At 72.5% G+C, this 18,745-nt stretch carries 16 protein-coding genes; 3 read left to right on the top strand and 13 right to left on the bottom strand.

The genetic code is table 11. The features are described from left to right. Window positions 1-26 precede the first annotated feature (26 nt). Complete coding sequence (locus tag ACIBK9_RS45035; RefSeq protein WP_397165136.1) at window positions 27-1,505, top strand: hypothetical protein; 1,479 nt, start codon at window positions 27-29, stop codon at window positions 1,503-1,505. On the opposite strand, the gene ACIBK9_RS45030 is transcribed toward ACIBK9_RS45035, so the two are convergent. From ACIBK9_RS45030 to guaA, 4 genes are all read right to left on the bottom strand, one after another. Then, window positions 1,502-1,966 carry a response regulator gene (locus ACIBK9_RS45030; protein ID WP_352318742.1) on the bottom strand — a complete coding sequence of 155 codons (465 nt, stop codon included), beginning with the start codon at window positions 1,964-1,966 and terminating at the stop codon, window positions 1,502-1,504. The two genes, ACIBK9_RS45035 and ACIBK9_RS45030, sit on opposite strands and share 4 nt — an antisense overlap. Further along, on the bottom strand, window positions 1,963-3,585 hold the full coding sequence (locus ACIBK9_RS45025) for a CHASE3 domain-containing protein (RefSeq protein WP_397165134.1): 1,623 nt from the start codon (window positions 3,583-3,585) through the stop codon (window positions 1,963-1,965). The genes ACIBK9_RS45030 and ACIBK9_RS45025 overlap by 4 nt, the downstream gene beginning before the upstream one ends. Beyond that, window positions 3,582-4,760 (bottom strand): fused response regulator/phosphatase, encoded by a 1,179-nt coding sequence (locus ACIBK9_RS45020; protein WP_358282222.1) that lies wholly within the window; start codon window positions 4,758-4,760, stop codon window positions 3,582-3,584. Before ACIBK9_RS45020 ends, ACIBK9_RS45025 begins: the two co-directional genes overlap by 4 nt. A 288-nt stretch (window positions 4,761-5,048) precedes the next feature. Further along, window positions 5,049-6,596, bottom strand: a complete 1,548-nt coding sequence (guaA, locus tag ACIBK9_RS45015) for a glutamine-hydrolyzing GMP synthase (RefSeq protein WP_364338178.1) — start codon at window positions 6,594-6,596, stop codon at window positions 5,049-5,051. Window positions 6,597-6,693: 97 nt separating this feature from the next. Between guaA and ACIBK9_RS45010 the strand changes: the two genes are divergently transcribed. Beyond that, window positions 6,694-7,647 (top strand): hypothetical protein, encoded by a 954-nt coding sequence (locus ACIBK9_RS45010; RefSeq protein WP_387669196.1) that lies wholly within the window; start codon window positions 6,694-6,696, stop codon window positions 7,645-7,647. On the opposite strand, the gene ACIBK9_RS45005 is transcribed toward ACIBK9_RS45010, so the two are convergent. The 4 genes from ACIBK9_RS45005 to ACIBK9_RS44990 form a co-directional block, all read right to left on the bottom strand. Continuing rightward, window positions 7,592-8,476 carry an SDR family NAD(P)-dependent oxidoreductase gene (locus ACIBK9_RS45005; RefSeq protein WP_397165131.1) on the bottom strand — a complete coding sequence of 295 codons (885 nt, stop codon included), beginning with the start codon at window positions 8,474-8,476 and terminating at the stop codon, window positions 7,592-7,594. The two genes, ACIBK9_RS45010 and ACIBK9_RS45005, sit on opposite strands and share 56 nt — an antisense overlap. A gap of 39 nt (window positions 8,477-8,515) precedes the next feature. After that, entirely contained in the window at window positions 8,516-10,006 is a 1,491-nt protein-coding gene (locus tag ACIBK9_RS45000; RefSeq protein ID WP_397165129.1) for a DUF885 family protein, read from the bottom strand. Window positions 10,007-10,016: 10 nt separating this feature from the next. Continuing rightward, on the bottom strand, window positions 10,017-11,258 hold the full coding sequence (locus ACIBK9_RS44995; protein ID WP_397165128.1) for an MFS transporter: 1,242 nt from the start codon (window positions 11,256-11,258) through the stop codon (window positions 10,017-10,019). 132 nt (window positions 11,259-11,390) lie between these two features. Then, the gene (locus ACIBK9_RS44990) at window positions 11,391-12,389 is read right to left on the bottom strand and encodes a LacI family DNA-binding transcriptional regulator (RefSeq protein WP_397165126.1); all 999 of its coding nucleotides are present in this window, start codon (window positions 12,387-12,389) and stop codon (window positions 11,391-11,393) included. Window positions 12,390-12,439: 50 nt separating this feature from the next. Here ACIBK9_RS44990 and ACIBK9_RS44985 point away from each other — a divergent pair, with 50 nt between their 5' ends. Next, entirely contained in the window at window positions 12,440-13,153 is a 714-nt protein-coding gene (locus ACIBK9_RS44985) for an alpha/beta fold hydrolase (RefSeq protein WP_397165125.1), read from the top strand. Here the strand turns inward: ACIBK9_RS44985 and ACIBK9_RS44980 are convergent. Genes ACIBK9_RS44980 through ACIBK9_RS44960 form a run of 5 tightly spaced genes read right to left on the bottom strand, consistent with a single transcriptional unit; the run spans window position 13,128 to window position 18,643 of the window. Further along, window positions 13,128-14,105 (bottom strand): PLP-dependent cysteine synthase family protein, encoded by a 978-nt coding sequence (locus ACIBK9_RS44980; protein ID WP_397165123.1) that lies wholly within the window; start codon window positions 14,103-14,105, stop codon window positions 13,128-13,130. The two genes, ACIBK9_RS44985 and ACIBK9_RS44980, sit on opposite strands and share 26 nt — an antisense overlap. 23 nt (window positions 14,106-14,128) lie before the next feature. Then, window positions 14,129-14,869 carry an MBL fold metallo-hydrolase gene (locus ACIBK9_RS44975; protein ID WP_397165121.1) on the bottom strand — a complete coding sequence of 247 codons (741 nt, stop codon included), beginning with the start codon at window positions 14,867-14,869 and terminating at the stop codon, window positions 14,129-14,131. 5 nt (window positions 14,870-14,874) lie between these two features. Then, window positions 14,875-15,480: a TetR/AcrR family transcriptional regulator gene (locus ACIBK9_RS44970; protein ID WP_397165120.1), complete on the bottom strand. Its 606-nt coding sequence runs from the start codon at window positions 15,478-15,480 to the stop codon at window positions 14,875-14,877. Window positions 15,481-15,482: 2 nt separating this feature from the next. After that, the gene (locus tag ACIBK9_RS44965) at window positions 15,483-17,141 is read right to left on the bottom strand and encodes an FAD-dependent oxidoreductase (protein ID WP_397165119.1); all 1,659 of its coding nucleotides are present in this window, start codon (window positions 17,139-17,141) and stop codon (window positions 15,483-15,485) included. Further along, complete coding sequence (locus ACIBK9_RS44960) at window positions 17,138-18,643, bottom strand: succinic semialdehyde dehydrogenase (RefSeq protein ID WP_397165117.1); 1,506 nt, start codon at window positions 18,641-18,643, stop codon at window positions 17,138-17,140. The genes ACIBK9_RS44965 and ACIBK9_RS44960 overlap by 4 nt, the downstream gene beginning before the upstream one ends. Window positions 18,644-18,745: the final 102 nt, after the last annotated feature.

The following is an 18,745-nucleotide window of genomic DNA, read 5'->3' as shown; positions in this document are numbered from 1 at the left end:
ACGTCCCCCTCCTGAGTGCTGGAACCATGGAGAGCGTCAGCCCCGCCGCCGCACGTCCCAGGCCGTGGGTCGCCCTCGTCACCTTCCTGATCATTCAGGCGGTGCTCGCCTGCTGGTGGGCGGCCTTCTACCCCGGGCTGTTCAGCCGCGACTCGGTGCTCTATCTCAGTCACACGATCGTCGGCCCGTGGGTGAGCGATCACTCGGTGGCCTACGACGCGTTGTTGTGGCTGAGCTTCACCAAGACGGGTGACCTCGGGGCGGTCACGTTCGCGCAGACCACGGCGATGGCGGGGGCGCTGACGTACCTGGCGCGGTCGCTCTGCGCGCTGGGGGCGCCGCGGTGGGCCACGACGCTGGTGGCGGTGCTGGCGCCGGTGACGCCGACGGTGGGGGCGTTCACGGTCACGTTGTGGAAGGACGTGCCGTTCACGATCTGCGCGATCATGATCGCGGGGGTCTGCGCGCGCATGGCCGCGCGCCGGCGGGTCTCCCTGGCCGGGCTCGGCGTGCTCATGACGCTGCTCGGGCTGTTCCGCGCGAACGGCTTCCTGGCGGTGGGCATCGCCGTCGTCGTCCTGCTGGTGGTCGTCGCCACGCGGCGGGTCCGGCTCGCGCTCGTCGGCACGGTGGCGGCCGCCGTGCCGCTGCTGCTCACGAACCTGCTGTTCCCCCGGTTCGGCATCACGCCGCCGTCCAGCACGTACGTCTACCACACGGCCTACGCCGACGTGGCGGTGGCGTTCAGGGAGCGGCCGGAGCTGTTCACCGAGCAGGACAAGGCGCTGATGACCTCGGTGGCGCCGCTCAGCAGGTGGTGGGAGGGCGGCACCTGCGCCACGGTCAACCTGCTGATCTGGCGTCGCGACTTCAGCTGGCCGGCCGCCGACGCGCACGCGGGCGAGCTGCTCGGCCTGTGGGAGCGGCTGCTGACCAGCGACCCCGGGATGATCGTCGGCACCCGCCTGTGCCGGGGGGCGATCGCGTGGAGCCCGGTGCAGGACCCGTACGTGGTCGGCGGGATGACGTACCGGTTCTCGCGGCGGCCCAGCGCCGACACCTACGTGGGGCCCGGCAAGGTGCCGGACTTCGCCGGCCGGGGGGTGTTCTCGCTCCGGCCGTTGTCGGCCGAGCTGAACCAGGTGGCCGAGCCGTGGCTGTCGGGGGCGCTGCTCCCGCAGTGGGACTGGGTGTTGTGGCGGGGGGCCTCGTGGGCCTACCTGTCGTACGCGGCGGTGGCGCTGGGGGCGCTGGCCCTGCGCAACCGCTATGTGGTCGGGGTGGCGGCGGTCGTGGCCGGGCAGCAGCTCGCCGTGCTGGCCAACATCTCGGCCCAGGACTTCCGGTACATGGCCGCGCCGATCTTCGTCGGGCTGCTGCTGGTGCCGCTGCTGCTGGCGAGCGCCGGGCGGCTGCTGCTCGCCGCGGCCCGGTCGGCGTGGCGCGCGCTGCGCCGGCCGGCCCCGCCCGCCGCCGAGACCGGGCCGGACGACCAGGACGGCTAGGCCAGGCCCTGGCCGTCGGGCAGCCGGGTACGGCCCGGCAGCCGCACCACGGTGACGAAGAACTCGTCGATCTGCCGGATGACGGCCATGAACTGCTCAAGGTCGACGGGCTTGGTCACGTACGCGTTGGCGAACAGCTTGTAGCTGCGCAGGATGTCCTCCTCGGCCGAGGAGGTGGTCAGGACGACGACCGGGATCGCCCGCAGCTCCGGATCGCCCTTGATCTTCTCCAGCACCTGCCGCCCGTCGTACTTGGGCAGGTTGAGGTCGAGCAGGACGAGGTCGGGCCGCGGCGCGCCCACGTGCGCCCCGCGCTGGTAGATGAAGTCGAGCGCCTCCAGGCCGTCGCGCACGACGTGGAGGTTGTTGCGGATCTTGTTGTCCTCGAACGCCTCGCGGGTGATGAGCTCGTCACCGGGATCGTCCTCGACCAGGAGCACTTCGATGGGCTGGACGGTCATGGGGTTGCTCCTTCGTCGGTGACGGCGGGCAGGGTGAAGCTGATCCGGGCTCCCTCGGTGTGGCCGGTGTCGAGCCAGATCGTACCGCCGTGGTTCTCCACGATCTTCTTGCACATCGCCAGGCCGATGCCGGTGCCGCTGTAGGCCTCGCGGCTGTGCAGGCGCTGGAAGATGATGAAGATCTTATCGGCGAACTCGGCCTCCACGCCGATGCCGTTGTCGGTGACCGAGAACAGCCACTCGTTCTCCCGCTGCTCGCAGGCGATCCGGATGCGCGGGGCGCGGTCGGGCGCGCGGAACTTCAGCGCGTTGCCGACGAGGTTCTGCCAGAGCATGCCGAGCATGGTGGGGTCGCCGATCACGTTGGGCAGCGGGTCGGGCCGCTCGATCTCGGCGCCGGTCTCCTCGATCACCGCCGACAGGTCCACCAGCGCCTTGTCGAGCGACTCCGCCAGGTCGACCGGCTTGCGGTCGTCGTACAGGCGGCCGACGCGGGAGAAGGTGAGCAGGTCGTTGATCAGGACCTGCATGCGGGTGGCGCCGTCCACGGCGAAGTGGATGTACTGGAGGCCGCGCTCGTCGAGCACGTCGCCGTAGCGCTTCTGGAGGAGCTGGCAGAACGTGGCGATCTTGCGCAGCGGCTCCTGGAGGTCGTGGGAGGCGACGTAGGCGAACTGCTCCAGCTCGGCGTTCGACCGCCGCAGCTCCTCGGCCTGGGCGTCGAGGCCGGCCGCCTGCTCGCGCAGCACGACGTGCTGCTTGCGGAACTCTTCGAGGGCGAAGACGATCTTCGTCCGCATCGACTCCACGTCCCGTGCGACCTCGCGGATGTCGGCCGGCCCGCTGACCGGGATCGCCCGGTCGAAGTCGCCGGCGGCGATGTCGCGGGCGGCCTCGCGCAGCTCGTCGAGCGGACGCCCGATCGACCGCCGCAGCAGCACCGCCATCGCGACGCCGGCCACCAGGAACAGGATCAGCATGACGACGAAGGCCAGGTTGCGCACCTGCTCGACCTGTCGCAGCTCCTCCTGGGCGCGCTGCCGGGCCTTGGCCAGCCGGTCGTCCTGCCGGTCGAGCAGCGCCCTGATCTGGTCGAAGGCGTGCTTGCCGCTCTCGATGCGGGCGGCGGAGATGACCCCGTCGGCCCGCTTGTCGGCGGTGAGCGGCTCGGCGTAGTCGCGCCGCCAGGTGGCCGCCGCGTCCATGACCGCGTTCAGCTCACTGACCAGCTCCGGACGGTCGCCGATGAGCGCGGCGATGCGCTCGCGGCTGTGCCGCTCGGCCGCCACGCCGGCCGTGTACGGCTGGAGGAAGTCCTCGTTGCCGGTCAGCAGGAAACCGCGTACGCCGGTCTCCTGGTCGATCAGGGTGCTGCGCAGCTGGGCGGCCTCGATCCTGGCCGGCGAGATGCGCAGGATGACCTGGTCGGACAGCCGCGCGGTGCGGTCGAGCATCACGGTGGCGACGACGACGCAGGTGACCACCAGGACCGACACGGCCGCGATCATCAGCACGAACCAGCCGTGGACGGTCAGCCGCCGCCAGCCCTGCTCGCCGCCACGCGTACGGGAAACCTTCTGCACGGCCTGCCTCTCCAGCACGGACGCCTGTTCGCTCACGATTCGTCTTTCCAGCGCAGGTGCACGACGGCGACGTCGTCGGCCGCCGCGTCGTGGACGGAGGCCGCCTCGACGTCGGCGAGGATCGCGTCGAGGAGTTCCTCGCTGCCCAGGCCCGTCCACCGGGAGGACAGCTCCAGCAGGCCCTCCTCGCCCAGCCACCGCGGCGTGTCGCCCGGCAGCCGGCGCTCGAAGAGGCCGTCGGTGTAGAGCGTCACGCCGCCGCCCTCGGGCAGCTCCAGGAGGTCCTCCTCCCAGTCGGCCTCGATGGGCAGGCCGAGCGCGGGCCCCTGCCGCGGGTCGGCGAGGAGCACGGAGTCGGCCGTGTGCACCAGCAGGCCGGGGTGTCCGGCGCGCCAGACGCGCATCGTGTGCCGGTCGGGCTCCAGGACCACCGTGGACATCGTGACGAAGATCTCCGAGCCGGCCCGCTCGGCCCGCAGAATGCGTTCGAGCTGGCGCAGCAGCGGGACGCCGGTCATGCCGTTGAGCACCAGCGCCCGCCAGGCGATGCGCAGGCAGACGCCGAGCGCCGCCTCGTCGGGCCCGTGGCCGCAGACGTCGCCGATCACCGCGTGCACGACCTTGTCGTCGGTCTCGACGACGTCGAAGAAGTCGCCGCCGAGCGTGGCCGAGCCGCGGCTGGCCCGGTAGCGGGAGGCGACTTCCAGGGGCATCTCCTGCAGCAGCGGCGTCGGCAGCAGGCCGCGCTCCAGGCGGGCGTTCTCCTTGGCGCGCATGCGTGCGGTGTGCAGCGCCACGGCCGCCTGCTCGGCCTGCTTGCGCTGCATGGCGTAGCGCAGCGTGCGGCCCAGCCATTCGGCCTCGACCCGGCCCTTGACCAGGTAGTCCTGGGCTCCGGCGGTCACCGCGGCGAGGCCCGCGCTCTCCTCGGCCAGGCCGGTCAGCACGACGACCGCGGCGTCCCCGGCCTCCTCCAGCACCGACGACAGGGCGGAGAACTCGTAGGCGTCGGGCAGGCCGAGGTCGAGCAGTACGCACTGAGGGCGCAGCCGGGCCAGCGCCCTGCGGGCCTCGTCCACCGAACGCGCCCACTCCAGCCGGACGGCAAGGCCGCTGTCCTCCAGCAGCTCCTGGACGATCAGCGCATCCTGCGGATCGTCCTCCACGAGCAACACCAACGGCTGCCGGACATCCTCACTCGCATGGGCCATGTTGGCAATTGCACCCTTCGTCACCGGCACCGAGCTCTAACGAATCGACGCCTCAGGTGCCCCACTGCCCACTACGGCCAAGAAGTGGCCCAAACTCACACACTTTTCCCAAGAAACTTTCCGGTATGCGTCCACGAGCTGAGCAATCGTCACGGGCCGGGGTCGAGGGGGTCTGGCGAATCGACCTCCTTCCACCATAACCAACGCCCTGACCTGCATTAACCGCTCATGACCGGACATGCGAACGGCCCGGAACCGTCAGGCGGTCCGGGCCGTTCGCACACGGCGTTATTCCCACTCGATGGTGCCCGGGGGCTTGCTCGTGACGTCGACCACCACCCGGTTGACCTCGCGCACCTCGTTGGTGATGCGGGTGGAGATGCGCGACAGGACGTCGTAGGGCACCCGGGCCCAGTCGGCCGTCATCGCGTCCTCGGACGTCACCGGCCGGAGCACGACCGGGTGGCCGTAGGTGCGGCCGTCGCCCTGCACGCCCACCGAGCGCACGTCGGCCAGCAGCACCACCGGGCACTGCCAGATCTGCCGGTCGAGGCCGGCGCGGGAGAGCTCTTCGCGGGCGATGGCGTCGGCCTCGCGCAGCAGCGCCAGGCGGTCGCGGGTGACCTCGCCGACGATGCGGATGCCGAGCCCGGGGCCGGGGAACGGCTGCCGCCAGACCATGGCGGGCGGCAGGCCCAGCTCTTCGCCGGCCCGGCGGACCTCGTCCTTGAACAGCGCGCGCAGCGGCTCGACCAGCTTGAACTGAAGGTCTTCCGGCAGGCCGCCGACGTTGTGGTGGGACTTGATGTTGGCGGTGCCCGTGCCGCCGCCGGACTCGACGACGTCGGGGTAGAGGGTGCCCTGGACCAGGAAGTCGACCGGGCCGTCGGCCATGATGGCGCGCTGCTCGTCCTCGAAGACGCGGATGAACTCGCGGCCGATGATCTTCCGCTTCTCCTCCGGGTCGGTGACGCCCTCCAGCGCCTTCAGGAAGCGGTCGGCGGCGTCGACGACGCGCAGCTTGACGCCCGTGACGGCCACGAAGTCGCGCTCGACCTGCTCGGCCTCGCCCTTGCGCAGCAGCCCGTGGTCGACGAAGACGCAGGTCAGCCGGTCGCCGATGGCCCGCTGGACGATCGCCGCGGCCACCGCGGAGTCGACGCCGCCCGACAGCGCGCAGATGGCGCGGCCGTCGCCGACCTGCCGGCGCACGGCCTCGACGGAGTCTTCGACGATGTTGAGCATGGTCCACGACGGACGGCAGCCGGCCGCGTCGAGGAAGTGCTTGAGCACGGCCTGACCGTGCTCGGAGTGGAGCACCTCGGGATGGAACTGCACGCCGTACAGGCCGCGCTCGGGGTGCTCGAAGGCGGCGACCGGCGTCTCGCTCGTGGAGGCGGTGACCGCGAAGCCCTCGGGGGCCGCGGCCACGCTGTCGCCGTGGGACATCCATACGGTCTGCGCGGCGGGCAGCCCCTGGAAGATGACGCCCTCGTCGAGCACCTCCAGCGCGGTGCCGCCGTATTCGGCGACGCCCGTGCGGGCGACCTCGCCGCCCAGCGCCTGGGCCATGGCCTGGAAGCCGTAACAGATGCCGAACGTGGGCACGCCCGTCGAGAACAGGCCGTGCGGCACGGGCGGCGCGCCTTCGGCGTAGACCGACGACGGGCCGCCGGACAGGATGATCGCCTTGGGCTTCTTGGCCATCATCTCCTCGACGGACATCGACGACGGCACGATCTCGGAGTAGACGTGGCACTCGCGCACCCGCCTCGCGATGAGCTGCGCGTACTGTGCGCCGAAGTCGACCACCAGCACTGTGTCGAATTCAGACACCGTGAGAACCCCCCAAAGGCGAAATGCGGTGCCTTCATTGTATCGGCCTCGGGTATTACGCCTGGCCTCACACCGTCACTCGTGCTAACACAGAACGGTGGATCTTGTCTGGCCGGCCTCGGCGTGGGCCCTGTGGTTCGCCGCGCTGGCCGCCGCGTTCGGGTTGACGACGCGCCGGGCCGCCGCGCCCCCGGCGGCCCCTGCTCCCCCGGCGCCGCCCGCCGTCGTCGAGCTCTTACGCGGGCTGCGGGCCGGTGAGGTCTTCCACGCCACGGTCTTCGAGCTGGCCAGGCGCGGGTTCCTGACGATCCGGGGCGACCGGCTCACGCTCTCCGCGACGGGCGAGGGGCAGGTGTGGCCGTACGAGCGATGGGTGCTCGACCGGGTGGCCGCGCGGATGGGCGGAGCGCCACAGGCGCCGGTCGTCGCCCTGATGCCGGACAGCGGCGACCTCGACGCCGAGTTCGTGCCCCTGGTGCGGCAGAGCGCCATCGACCTCGGGCTGGCCCGGCGGCGCTGGCAGAGCATGCTCGTGCCGCTGCTGCTGGCCGCCGGGCTCGCCGTGCCCTGGTACGTCACCATCTCGCAGGCGGGCGTGTCGTGGCCCGGCTGGATCGCCACGGCGGGGGCGTTCGTGGCCGGGGCCGCGCTGCTGCTGGGCGGGCGGGGGTTCGTGCTGACGCCGCTCGGCCGCGAGGTCGCCGGGCCCGAGCCGGCCCCGGTGGACCCGCGGCAGGAGTGGATCTTCACCGGCGACGGGTGGCGCGGCGTCCTGGTCGAGCCCGCTCCGCGCGACGGCGGCGGGCCCAAGCGGCAGGAGGTCGAGGGGCGGGTGGTCAAGCGCTGGATCGTGACCGAGCACGGCGACGACCTGTCCTCCTCGCGCACCTGTTACCTGGCGGTGCACGACGGCACGTCGGAGCGGGCGCCGGCGTACCGGGCCAAGGAGCGCGTCTACCAGGACGTGCTGCCGGGCGACTTCGTCCGGCTGCTGGTCAATCCGCGGCGCGGGAGCGTGGTGAGCGTGCTGTCCCACGAGCGCCGCTGGTAGCGCCGGGCAGTTCGCCGGCCAGCAGCAGCTCGGTCTGCCTGCGCAGCCGGTCGGCGAACTCGGGGTGGGTCAGCACGAGGAACCGTTCCTCGTGGATGGCCCGCACGACCAGGGCGGCGACCTCGGCGGGCTCGACGCCGCGCGCCATGGCCGCCTCGACGGCCTCGCGGGCGGCCGTCTCGTCGTCCGTCGGGGTGCTGACCAGGTCGGCCGGGCGGGACCGGGCCGAGTCGTCGATCCGCGTCCTGACCGCGCCGGGGCACAGCGCGGTCACGCGGAGCTTGGAGCCCACGGCGGCCAGGTCCTGGCCCAGCGACTGCGAGGCGGCCAGCGCGGCGTACTTGGTGACCGCGTAACCGCCCGCGCCCGGCGCGGCCAGCAGCCCCGCCACGGACACGGTGTTGACGACGTGCCCCTCGGTGTCCTGTGCCATCATGCGCGGCACGAACGCGCGCACGCCGTGCAGCACGCCCCACAGGTTCACGCCGAGCAGCCAGGCGAAGTCCTCGGCGGTCCTGGTCCACAGGCGGCCGCCCTGGTGGACGCCGGCGTTGTTGCACAACACGTGCACCGCGCCCAGCTCGCCGAAGCTCCGGTCGGCCAGGTGCTGCACGGCCGCCGCGTCCGAGACGTCGGTGACCTGCGTGAGCACCTCGCCCGGCCCGGCGGACGCCTTCCCCGCGAGCGCGGCCGTCTCGGCCAGCCCGCCGGGATCGACGTCGGCCAGCATCAACGCCATGCCCTCGGCGGCGAACCGGACGGCCAGGGCCCTGCCGATGCCGCTGGCCGCGCCCGTCACCACCGCGACTTTGCCGGACAGTTCACGCACCGCCTGAACCTCCCTAGCGCTCGCTCGGCTACCCCGACGCTACAGGATCGCGCCGATCAGGCCCAGGGGCGGCGAGCCGAGGTCGAACAGCGCCTTGTGGAAGCGCTGGAGCGTGAAGCCCGCTCCCCACTGCGTGCGGGCCTGCTCGCGCAGGTCGAGGATGAGCAGCTTGCCCCAGGTGTAGCGGCCGTACGTCGGGTCGAAGGAGGCGCGGCGGGCCTCCGACAGCGCGGCGGGACCGGCCAGGTGGGTGTCGGACTCGAAGCGCCGCGCGCCCTCCTCGACCGTCATCTGCCCGGTGTGCACGCCGATCGCGCAGGCCAGCCGGGTGACCCGGATCAGGGCCTCCACCCAGACGCCGATCTCGAACCGCGGGTCGTCGGGCGCGTAGCCCTCCTCCACGCACAGCTCCTCGGCGTAGTGGGCCCAGCCCTCGACGAAGGCCATCGACTGCAGCAGCCGCCGCACGTCGGAGGGGGCCCGGCGGAGCGCGCGGCCGTGCGAGAAGTGGCCGGGGGCCACCTCGTGCACGTTGATCGCGGGCAGCGTGGTGGCGCTGAAGACCTCCAGCCACTCCTCCTGGTCCTGCTGGCTCCAGGACGCGTCCGGCGGCGTGATGTGGTACCAGGACGGCCCCTCGGGCTCGCCCGGCGAGTTCCACGCCATCATGGCCATGGCCCAGCGGCGCGACTCCGGCGCCAGCCCGACCTGGCACTCGCCGTCGTGGTAGGGCACGAGGTCCTTCTCACGGGTGAAGGCGATGGCCCGTTCGGTGCCGATCCGGGCCGCCTCGATCACGCCGTCGGCGTCGGGGTGGTCCTTGACCAGCTCGCGGACGACGTCGAGGGGCCGCTCGGGACGTCCGAGCTTGGCGCAGGACTCGGCGAGCAGGCCCATGAGCCGGTCGCGTTCGGCGTCGGCGCGCTCGGCCAGCCGGCCCAGGTCGACCGGCAGGCCCTCGGCGCTGCTCATGAGCTTGACCAGGGCCGCGCCGCCGAGCGCGGCGTCGGGGTCGCCCTCGGCGGCGGCGCGGGCCACATGGGCCACGAGCCTGCCGTGGGCCTCGATCGCGGCCTCGTCGGTGATGCCCGCGGCCAGCCCCTTGACCGCGCCCAGCAGGGACGTGGCGACCGGGGCCGCGACCTGGTCGAGCGAGGCGACCGCGGCGTCCACGGCGGCCGGCCACTGCGCGAGGTGGGCGGCTCTGGCGGCGGCGCGCTCGGCCTCGGGGCCGTAGTCGCGGTCGTAGCAGGCCAGGTCGAGGTTGGACAGGTGGATCAGCGGGTTCTTGCGGTGCAGCTCCAGCTCGCCGAACTGGACGCGCATGGCCTCCTCGAAGATCTGCAGATGCTCGGCGTCGTGCGGGTCGGCCGGCGCGTCGCCCTTGCCGAGGCGCGCCAGGCCGTCCCGTACGCCCTCGGGCGACAGGTCCTGGATCTGGCCGTCGTACTCGTGCCTGCCGCCCCCCTCGCGTGCCTCGGACACCATCAAATCGGTGATCGCGCGCAATCTGGGGTCAAGTTCCGTCATGTCGCCGACGCTAGCGCACACCCCTGATCCTGAGGACCCCGACGGAGCCGACCAGCGAGATCACGATGCCCACGACGAACAGCGCCGGATAGCCGCCCGTCCCCACCACGACGGCGGCGAGGGCGGGCGCCAGGATCTGCGGCCCGGCGTTGGCGATGTTGAGGACGCCCATGTCCTTGCCGGCGTCGCCGGGGTCCGGCAGCACCTTCGTCACCAGGGCCATGTCCACGGCCAGGTAGACGCCGAACGCGATGCCGTGCGCGACGTTGTAGACGATCATGCCCTCGAACGTCGGCATCGCCAGCGGGATGCCCAGGAACACCGCCGAGGACAGCCCGGCGACGAGCGCGAACAGCCGGAAGCGGCCGAGGCGGTCGGAGATCGGGCCGATCACGAGCACCGCGAGCAGCGTGGCGGCCTGGCCGATGAGCATCAGCAGGCCCATCGTGGCGACCACCTCGCCCTTGGGGATCTTGATGAAGTCCTCAAGGAGGAAGAGGTTGAAGGTAAAGATGACGAAATATCCGAGCATGACGCCGAAACGCGACACGAAGGCCCAGGCGAAGTCCGGGGTCTTCAGCGGCCGCAGGAACCCGGCCAGGAACGCGCCCAGCCCGAACGGCTCGCGCGCCATCCCCGCCGACGACGTGTCCGGCGTCGCGACCACGATCAGCACCGCCGCGACCAGCAGCAGCGCCATCACCACGTAGTACGCCCCGCCGGCGGCCAACTGCGGGAACACGATGAACATGATCGCCGCCGCGATCGTGGCCAGCGGCGTGCCGAGCCCGAACAGGCCGGAGTAGGTGCCGTACCGGCTCGGCGGGACCCGGTCGGGCAGGATCGCGGTCATGGCGGCCTGGTAGCCGTTCATGATGGTCTGCACGCCCGCCCAGCTGACGCCGAGCATGAGCACGCTGCCCGCATTGGCCTGCGCGAACAGGGCGAGCACGCCGAGCAGGACGCAGCCGAGTATCCACGGCGAACGCCGGCCGAAGCGCGACCTGGTCCGGTCGGAGATCTGGCCGAAGACCGGGTTGGCGAGCGTGGCCATGAGCGGGCCGATCGAGTTGGCCAGGCCCAGCGCGGCCACGTCGTTGACGCCGGTGATGCGCTGCACGTGAACCGGCAGGACGAACGCGCCCACGCTCAACCACAGGAACATGACGGCGACGTTGGCCAGCGGAAGCGTCAGGTAGAGCGGCCCGAGGCGCCGGGTGTCCCGGTGCGCGCCGCTCAGAACTTCAGCCATGGGGGACCTCTCCGAGCGATGGTGATACGTATCACCGACGATTGCTCTGGACTGTAGGTCGCGCGGGAAGGGCTGACAAGACGCGCGTCCAACTCGTTACGCGCCTCAGGCGCCGGCCCCTCGTCACGCGCCTCAGGCGCTGGACCGGACCACCAGCCGGGGCTCGAACCGGGCGACGACCTCGCCCGCCACGGACGGCCGCACACCGCGGACGATCCCGTCGATCTCCTCCGCCAGATCGGCCGGGCTGGCGGTGGCGTCGAAGTGCACGCTGGTCAGCCGGGGCCGCATGAGCGTGCAGATCGGCAGGTCGTCGGCGCCGACCACGGCGACGTCGCCGGGGACCTGCAGACCGGCGTCCTGCAACGCGCTGATCAGCAGCATCGCGTACTCGTCGTTGTAGGCGAAGACGCCGTCGGGCAGGTCACCCGCGCGGACGATCCGCCCCGCCTCCTCCTCCGAGAAGGCCAGGTCGATGCGCGCGGCCCCGGGAACGACCTCCCGCACCCCCGCCAGCCGGGCCCGCCCCATGGCGTCGACGCCCTCCTCCCGGGGCACGACGGCCGCCAGCCGCCTGCTCCCCCGTGCGACCAGGTGGCGGGCGGCCACGGCGCCGAGGGCCCGATGGTCGAACACCAGGGCCGGCACCAGCGGCGAGGGCTGGTCGGACAGGCCGACGACGGCCCGGACGCCCGAGGCGTGCAGCAGGTCCACGGCGGGCCTGGTCAGCCGCGCGGCCTCGACGAGGACGGCCGAGGGCCGCAGGGCGAGCCAGCTCCTGGCCGCCGCCACGCCCTTGAGGGTGCGCTCGCCGTACTGGACGAGGGTGTAGCCGCGGGCCCTGAACTCCTCCTCCAGCTCTTCGGACACCTGCTGCGCCAGCCGGCCCGTCCTGGCCCGCGACAGCGGCATGAGCACGATGCCGCTGCGGCCCGTACGCAGCGCGCGGGCGGCGGCGTCGGGGACGTAGCCGAGCCGGGCGGCGGCGTCGCGGACCCGCCTGCGGGTCTCCTCGCTCACCCGGGCGTGGGGGTTGTCGGTGAGCACGTAGGAGACCGTGGCCTGGGACACTCCCGCGGCCCTGGCCACGTCGACGCTGGTCGGCGGACGGTCCCCCCTTGTCGTGTTCACGGGGTGGATGGTATCAACTGCTTATACGTATAAGCAGGAGAGGCTGCCGCATGAAGCTGCACACTCGTGAATGGGGTTCGGGCGACCGCCTGGCCGTCCTCGTCCACGGCATCATGGCCGACTCGCGATGCTGGTGGCGGGTGGGCCCCGAGCTGGCCGCGCGCGGCTACCGGGTCATCGCCGTCGATCTCCCCGGCCACGGCGAGAGCCCCCGCGCCGACGCCTACCCGCCCGAGCTGTTCGCCTCGTCGCTGGCGGAGTCGGTGCCCGCGCGCCCCGAGCTGGCCATCGGGCACTCCCTGGGAGGCCTCACGCTCGGCCTCGCCGTCGAACGGCTCATGCCCGGACGGGCGATCTACTCCGACCCGGCCTTCCGCCTGCCGACGCTGGAGAGCGGCGCCCTGGAGTCGATGGCCGGCTTCACCGACGAGACCGGCGAGCTGATCGCCGCCCTGCACCCCGGCTTCTCGGCCGAGGAGGTGGCGGTCGAGGTCGAGATGCTCGCGCGCTGGGACCGGCGGTCGGCGCTGTCGCTCGTCGAGGCGTCGGGCATGGACTTCACGCCCGCTCCCGTCGTGCCGTCGCTGGTGCAGGTGGCCGACCCGAGTTTCCTGGTGCCGCCGGCGTTCCAGGAGGAGTTGCGGGGCAAGGGATTCGAGGTGCGCGTGGTCACGGGGGCCGAGCACACGATCCACCGCCACCTGTTCGAGGACTTCCTGGCGGGGCTGGAAGGCTGGATCAGACCCGCTGCCGCAGCTCGGTGAGGCGGCCGGCGACGTCGAGGCCCTTGCCGGCGGCCCAGGCGTCGTCGTGGTACGTCGCCAGGTGCCGCTCGGCCGCGTCGCCCACCAGCGAGACGATCGTGCCGCTCTCGCCCCTGGCCCGCATGCGCCCGGCCAGTTCGAGCGCGGCCCACAGCGCGGTGCCGGACGAGCCGCCCACCGGCAGCCCGGTGACCTCCCTGATGCGCCTGGCCGCCGCCACGCCCGCCGCGTCGGGCACCGGCACCACCAGATCGACCAGGTCGGGCCGGAACCCCGGCTCCACGCGCGGACGGCCGACGCCCTCGATCCGCGAGGGCATGCCGGTGGCGTAGTCGGGCACGTCGAGGGTCCAGCCCGGGAAGTAGGCGGAGTTGTCGGGATCGGCGACCGCCACCCGGCAGCCGTGCTCCCCGGCCGCGGCGCCGAGCGTGGCCGAGGTCGCGCCGGTGGCCGCGCCGGTCACCACCCAGTCGGGACGGACCTGGGCGAACAGCTCTTCGGCCAGGTCGTGCGGCGCGGCCCGGCCGAACTGGTCGAGGTAGTGGCCCCCGACCTGCCCGGCCGCCTCCCTGGCCGCGTCGTAGATGGCCAGGGGCGGCGTCACGAACCTGCACTCGCCGCCCAGCGCCTCGACCGCGCGGGCCCGCGCCGGGTCGGGCGCGCCCGGCATGACCACGAGGTAGGGCAGGCCGAGCCGCCGGGCGAACCACGCCTGCGCGACCGCCGCGTTGCCGCCGGTGGCCTCGACCACGGTGGTGCCCTCGGTGATCGAGCCGTCGAGCACGGCCCGCCGGAACAGCGCCCTGGCGTGCCGGTGCCGCAGGCTGCCCGTGGGCTGACCGGACTCGTCCTTCAGCAGCAGGCGCACGCCGGGGACCCGGACGGGGAAGTCGATCAGCCTGGTCGGCGGCCCGGCGGCCAGCGCGTCGAGCGCGCGCGTGCTCCAGCTCACCGGACCACCTTGTCAGGACGAGCTCAGGAAAGCTCGACCTGTTCGCCAGGGGCGAGCAGCACGAACCGCTCGCCGAGCCCCGCGAACGCCTTCTCCAGCGTGTCGCGGCCCTGCGTGAAGTGCGCCCACTGCTCGAAGTGCAGCGGGACGACGTGCCGCGCGCTTAGGATGTCGGCGGCGGTGACGGCGTCCTCGCTGGTCAGCGTCAGGAAACCGTCCACCAGCGGGGTGCGCGCGCCGCCCGCGAACAGCAGCGCCACGTCGATCCGCGGGAACCTGGCGGCCACGGCCCGCACGACGTCGAGCGAGGCGTTGTCGCCGCTCACGTAGACGGTGGGCAGGCCCTCGCCGCTGAGCACGAAGCCGGTGACCTCGCCCGTCAGGTGCTCGGTCCCGTCGGGGCCGTGCTGGGCGGGCACGCCGGTCACCCGCAGCGGGCCGACCTCGGTCTCGCTCCAGTTGGGCAGGGCGCGCACCGGCTCGCCGACGCGCTCGGCCGCCGAGGCGGTGGACAGCGCCAGCGGGGCCGCGGCGAGGAACGCGCGGCCCGCGTCGTCGAGGTTGTCGGGGTGCTGGTCGTGCGAGAGCAGTACGGCGTCCACCGGGCCCACCTCGTCGGGGCCGAAGGCGGGGCCGGCCGTCTTCTTGAGCACCCTGGCGCCGACCGGGTGGTCGCCCGGCGCGTCGAAGGTGGGATCGACCAGCAGCCGGACGCCGCCCAGCTCGATGACGGCGGTCGGGCCACCGGCGTAACGAATCTTCATGTCCGTCAAGGACACGGGGGTACATAAGGTTTATTCCGTACGCCGTTGAGCACGCGGGTCACCGTGCGGTGGCACAGGGCGCGGAAGTCGGGCTCGGCCATGCTCATCCGGCCGCTCAGGTACTGCTGGACCAGGCCCTGGGTGCTCGCCGTGACCGCGAGCGCGGTCTCCAGCGGGTCGTCCTCGCGCAGCACGCCCGCGCGCATGCCCTCCTCGGCCAGCGCCACCACCACGCTGAACGGCGGGCCCTCCCCGTCGCGGAAGTCGTCGGGGAAACGACGGGCCCGCGCCCAGGCGTCGGAGGTCAGGAAGTTGTACAGGTGGGGGCTGCCGAGCGCGAAGTCGAGGAAGTCGTCGAGCGCCGCCATCATGCGCTCCTCCACGTCGCCCGTGCCGGGCCTGCGGGTCCACGCCTCGGCCAGCTCGCGGGCGGCGGCGTCGGCGACGGCGCGCAGCAGCGCCTCCCTGTTGGGGAAGTGCCGGTAGATGGCCATGGCGGTGACGCCCACGGCCTCGCCGACCCGCCGCATGCTGACAGCGTCGGCGCCCTCCTCCAGCAGGATCCGCCGGGCCACGGCCTCGATGCGCGCCGCCGTCCCTCGTTCGCTCACGTTTACAGTGTATACAGACGGAGTGCTCCCGGCGCCCGCTCCGGCACGGCGGGCCGGCGGGGCGCCACCGGGGGCAGCCGGACGTACGGCGAGCCCGTGGCGGGCCTGGGATCGGGGTCGCCGGCGTTGGGCCACAGGGACATGGCCCGCTCGGCCTGCGCGGTGATGGTGAGCGACGGGTTGACCCCGAGGTTGGCCGACACCGCCGAGCCGTCCACGACGTGCAGCCCCTCGTGGCCGTAGACGCGGTGGTAGGCGTCGATCACGCCGGTCTCGGGCGAGTCGCCGATCACGCAGCCGCCCAGGAAGTGGGCCGTCGTCGGGATGTCGAACAGGTCGAGCCAGGTGCCGCCGGGCACCCCGCCGATCTCGGCCGCCGCGTGCCGGACGGCCTCGTGCCCGGCCGGGATCCAGGTCGGGTTGGGCTCGCCGTGACCGCGGGCCGACCGCAAACCCCAGCGGGTGCGCCGGACGGTGATCGAGTTGTCCTTGGCCTGCATGACCAGCGCGATGACGGTCCGTTCCGACCAGCGGCGCAGGTCGAGCAGCCGCAGCGCCTCCAGGGGCCGCGCGGCGATCTCCCGGAACAGCGCCGGCCACCTCGGCTGGCCGCCGTCCACGAGCAGGGTGCGCAGCAGGCCCATGGCGTTGGAGCCGTCGCCGTAACGCACGGGCTCGATGTGGGTCTCGGCGTCGGGGTGGATGGAGGAGGTGATGGCCACGCCCTTGTTGAGCTTCTCGCCGCCCGCCGACGTGCGCTCGAAGCCGAGCAGGGCCTCGGAGTTGGTCCTGGTCAGCGTGCCGAGCGTGGGCGACAGGCCGGGCAGGTCGCCGGTGGCGCGCAGCTTGTGCAGCAGGCGCTGGGTGCCGTACGTGCCGGCCGCGAAGATCACCTGCTTGGCCGTGAACGAACGGCGGCTCAGCGCCGACCCCGTCCGGCGGGCGACGACCCGGTAGCCGCCGGAGGGCAGCGGGCGCACCGAGGTGACCGTGCACTCGGCGTAGACCCGGGCGCCTGCCTGCTCGGCCAGGTGGAGGTAGTTCTTGACCAGCGTGTTCTTGGCGCCGTGGCGGCAGCCGGTCATGCACTGCCCGCACTCGATGCAGCCGCGCCGCCGAGGCCCGGCGCCGCCGAAGTACGGGTCGACGCCGTCCTCGCCGAAATAGACGCCGACCGGGGCCAGGTGGAAGGTGTCTCCCACGCCCATCTTCTCGGCGACCCGGCGCATGACGTCGTCGGCGCGGGTGACGGTGGGGTTCGTGACCGCGCCGAGCATGCGTCTGGCCTGGTCGTAGTGGGGGGCCAGCTCCGCCTTCCAGTCGGTGATGCCGGCCCACTGCGGGTCGCGGAAGAACGGGTCGAGCGGCTCGTAGAGGGTGTTGGCGTAGACCAGCGACCCGCCGCCCACCCCGGCTCCGGCCAGCACCATCACGCCGGTGCCGGGTTCGCCGCGCAGCACGTGGATGCGCTGGATGCCCTTCATGCCGAGCCAGGGCGCCCACAGGAAGTCGCGCAGCTTCCACGAGGTGGCCGGCAGCGCGGAGTCGTCGAACCGGCGGCCCGCCTCCAGCACGCCGACCTTGTACCCCTTCTCGCTCAGCCGCAGCGCCGAGACGCTGCCGCCGAACCCCGACCCGATGACCAGAACGTCGAACGTCACTTGATCCGCAGCTTCCGCATCGCCTTGAGGGTGCCGGCCAGGACGTCGGCCCACGTCTCGTACGTCAGGTCGAAGGGCGGCTCGAAGCCCAGCCAGGACGCCTGCGAGGCCACGGTCTTGGACTCGGTGTAGCGCAGCAGGCCCTCCGCGCCGTGCCGGCGGCCGAGGCCCGACGCCTTCATGCCGCCCATGGGCGCGTCGTAGGAGGCGTAGGCCGAGCCGTACCCCTCGTTGATGTTGACCGTGCCGGCCTTGACGCGGGCGGCCAGGGCGCGGCCGCGGGCCGGGTCGGTGGTCCAGATGGAGGCGTTCAGGCCGTAGATGGTGTCGTTGGCCAGCTCGATCGCCTCCTCCTCCGAGTCGAAGGGGTAGAGGGCGACCACGGGCCCGAACGTCTCGTTGCGGCACAGGTCCATGTCGTCGCGCACGCCGGTGAGCACGGTCGGCTCGTAGAACAGCGGGCCGAGGTCGGGCCTGGCCCGGCCGCCGGTCAGCACGGTCGCGCCCTTGGCCACGGCGTCGTCCACGTGGGCGCTGACCGCGTCGAGCTGGCGTTGTGAGGTGAGCGAGCCCATCTGGACCGACCAGTCGTGGCCCGCGCCGAGCTTGAGGTTGCCGACCTGCCTGACCAGGCGCGCGGCGAAGTCGTCGAATACCGACGCGTGCACGTACAGCCGCTCGATGGACAGGCAGAGCTGGCCGGCGTTGGTGAAGCAGGCCCGGATCGCCCCCTGGACGGCGAGCGGCACGTCGGCGTCTTCGAGCACCACCATCGGGTTCTTGCCGCCGAGCTCCAGCGAGCAGCCGATGAGCCGCTTGGCCGCCTCCTCAGCGATCTTCCTGCCGCCCCTGGTCGAACCCGTGAACGCGACGTAGTCGGCGTCGTCGAGCAGCGCGTCGCCGATCTCGGCGGGCTCGCCCAGCACGACCTGCCAGATCTCGCGCGGCATGCCCAGCTCGGCCAGCAGGTCGATGGTCCACAAGGTGGACATGGCGGTCTGGGTGTCCGGCTTGTGCACCAGCGCGTTCCCGGCCAGCAGCGCCGGCACGGCGTCGGTGACGCCGAGCGAGAGCGGGTAGTTCCACGGGGAGATCAGCGCGACCACGCCCTTGGGCTGGCGCAGCTCGGTCACCCGGGTGGCGCCGGGGAAGATGCCCTTGCGCGTGCGCGGCGCGAGCAGGCCGGACGCCCGCCGGGCGTAGTAGAGGCTGCACCCGGCGACGTCGAGCACCTCCTCGAAGGCGTGCTTGCGGGCCTTGCCGGTCTCGTTCTGGACGATGTCGAGGATCTCGTCCCTGCGGTCGAGGATGGCGTCGTGCAGCAGCAGGAACGGTCTGGCCCGCGCCGCGGCGGGCCTGGCCGCCCACTCGGCCTGGGCGGCCCTGGCGCGCTCGTAGGCCAGGCGTACGTCGTCGGCCGTGGAAATGGGCAGCTCGGCGAGCGGCTCGCCGGTGAAGGGGGCGGTGATCTCCCGGGTCTTGCCGCTGGACGTGACGTGCATGCCCGAAGGATATTCCGCTTGGCTACCGGCGGGTAGTTTTTGCGGATTCGCGGGGTGGGGTCAGAATCCTCTTATGCCATCGTTCGCTCCGCTACGCCCGGG

The sequence above is a fragment of the Nonomuraea sp. NPDC050227 genome (genome assembly GCF_044459705.1).
Lineage (GTDB): Bacteria > Actinomycetota > Actinomycetes > Streptosporangiales > Streptosporangiaceae > Nonomuraea.
This window is presented reverse-complemented; position numbering and strand designations above follow the sequence as displayed.

Excerpts from the sequence above, each read along its gene's own strand:
- ACIBK9_RS45035 (WP_397165136.1), top strand. The coding sequence starts at position 27 with ATGGAGAGCGTCAGCCCCGCCGCCGCACGTCCCAGGCCGTGGGTCGCC.
- ACIBK9_RS45000 (WP_397165129.1), bottom strand. The coding sequence starts at position 10,006 with ATGACGGAACTTGACCCCAGATTGCGCGCGATCACCGATTTGATGGTG.
- ACIBK9_RS45020 (WP_358282222.1), bottom strand. The coding sequence starts at position 4,760 with ATGGCCCATGCGAGTGAGGATGTCCGGCAGCCGTTGGTGTTGCTCGTG.
- ACIBK9_RS44985 (WP_397165125.1), top strand. The coding sequence starts at position 12,440 with ATGAAGCTGCACACTCGTGAATGGGGTTCGGGCGACCGCCTGGCCGTC.
- ACIBK9_RS44995 (WP_397165128.1), bottom strand. The coding sequence starts at position 11,258 with ATGGCTGAAGTTCTGAGCGGCGCGCACCGGGACACCCGGCGCCTCGGG.
- ACIBK9_RS45030 (WP_352318742.1), bottom strand. The coding sequence starts at position 1,966 with ATGACCGTCCAGCCCATCGAAGTGCTCCTGGTCGAGGACGATCCCGGT.
- ACIBK9_RS44975 (WP_397165121.1), bottom strand. The coding sequence starts at position 14,869 with ATGAAGATTCGTTACGCCGGTGGCCCGACCGCCGTCATCGAGCTGGGC.
- ACIBK9_RS44960 (WP_397165117.1), bottom strand. The coding sequence starts at position 18,643 with ATGCACGTCACGTCCAGCGGCAAGACCCGGGAGATCACCGCCCCCTTC.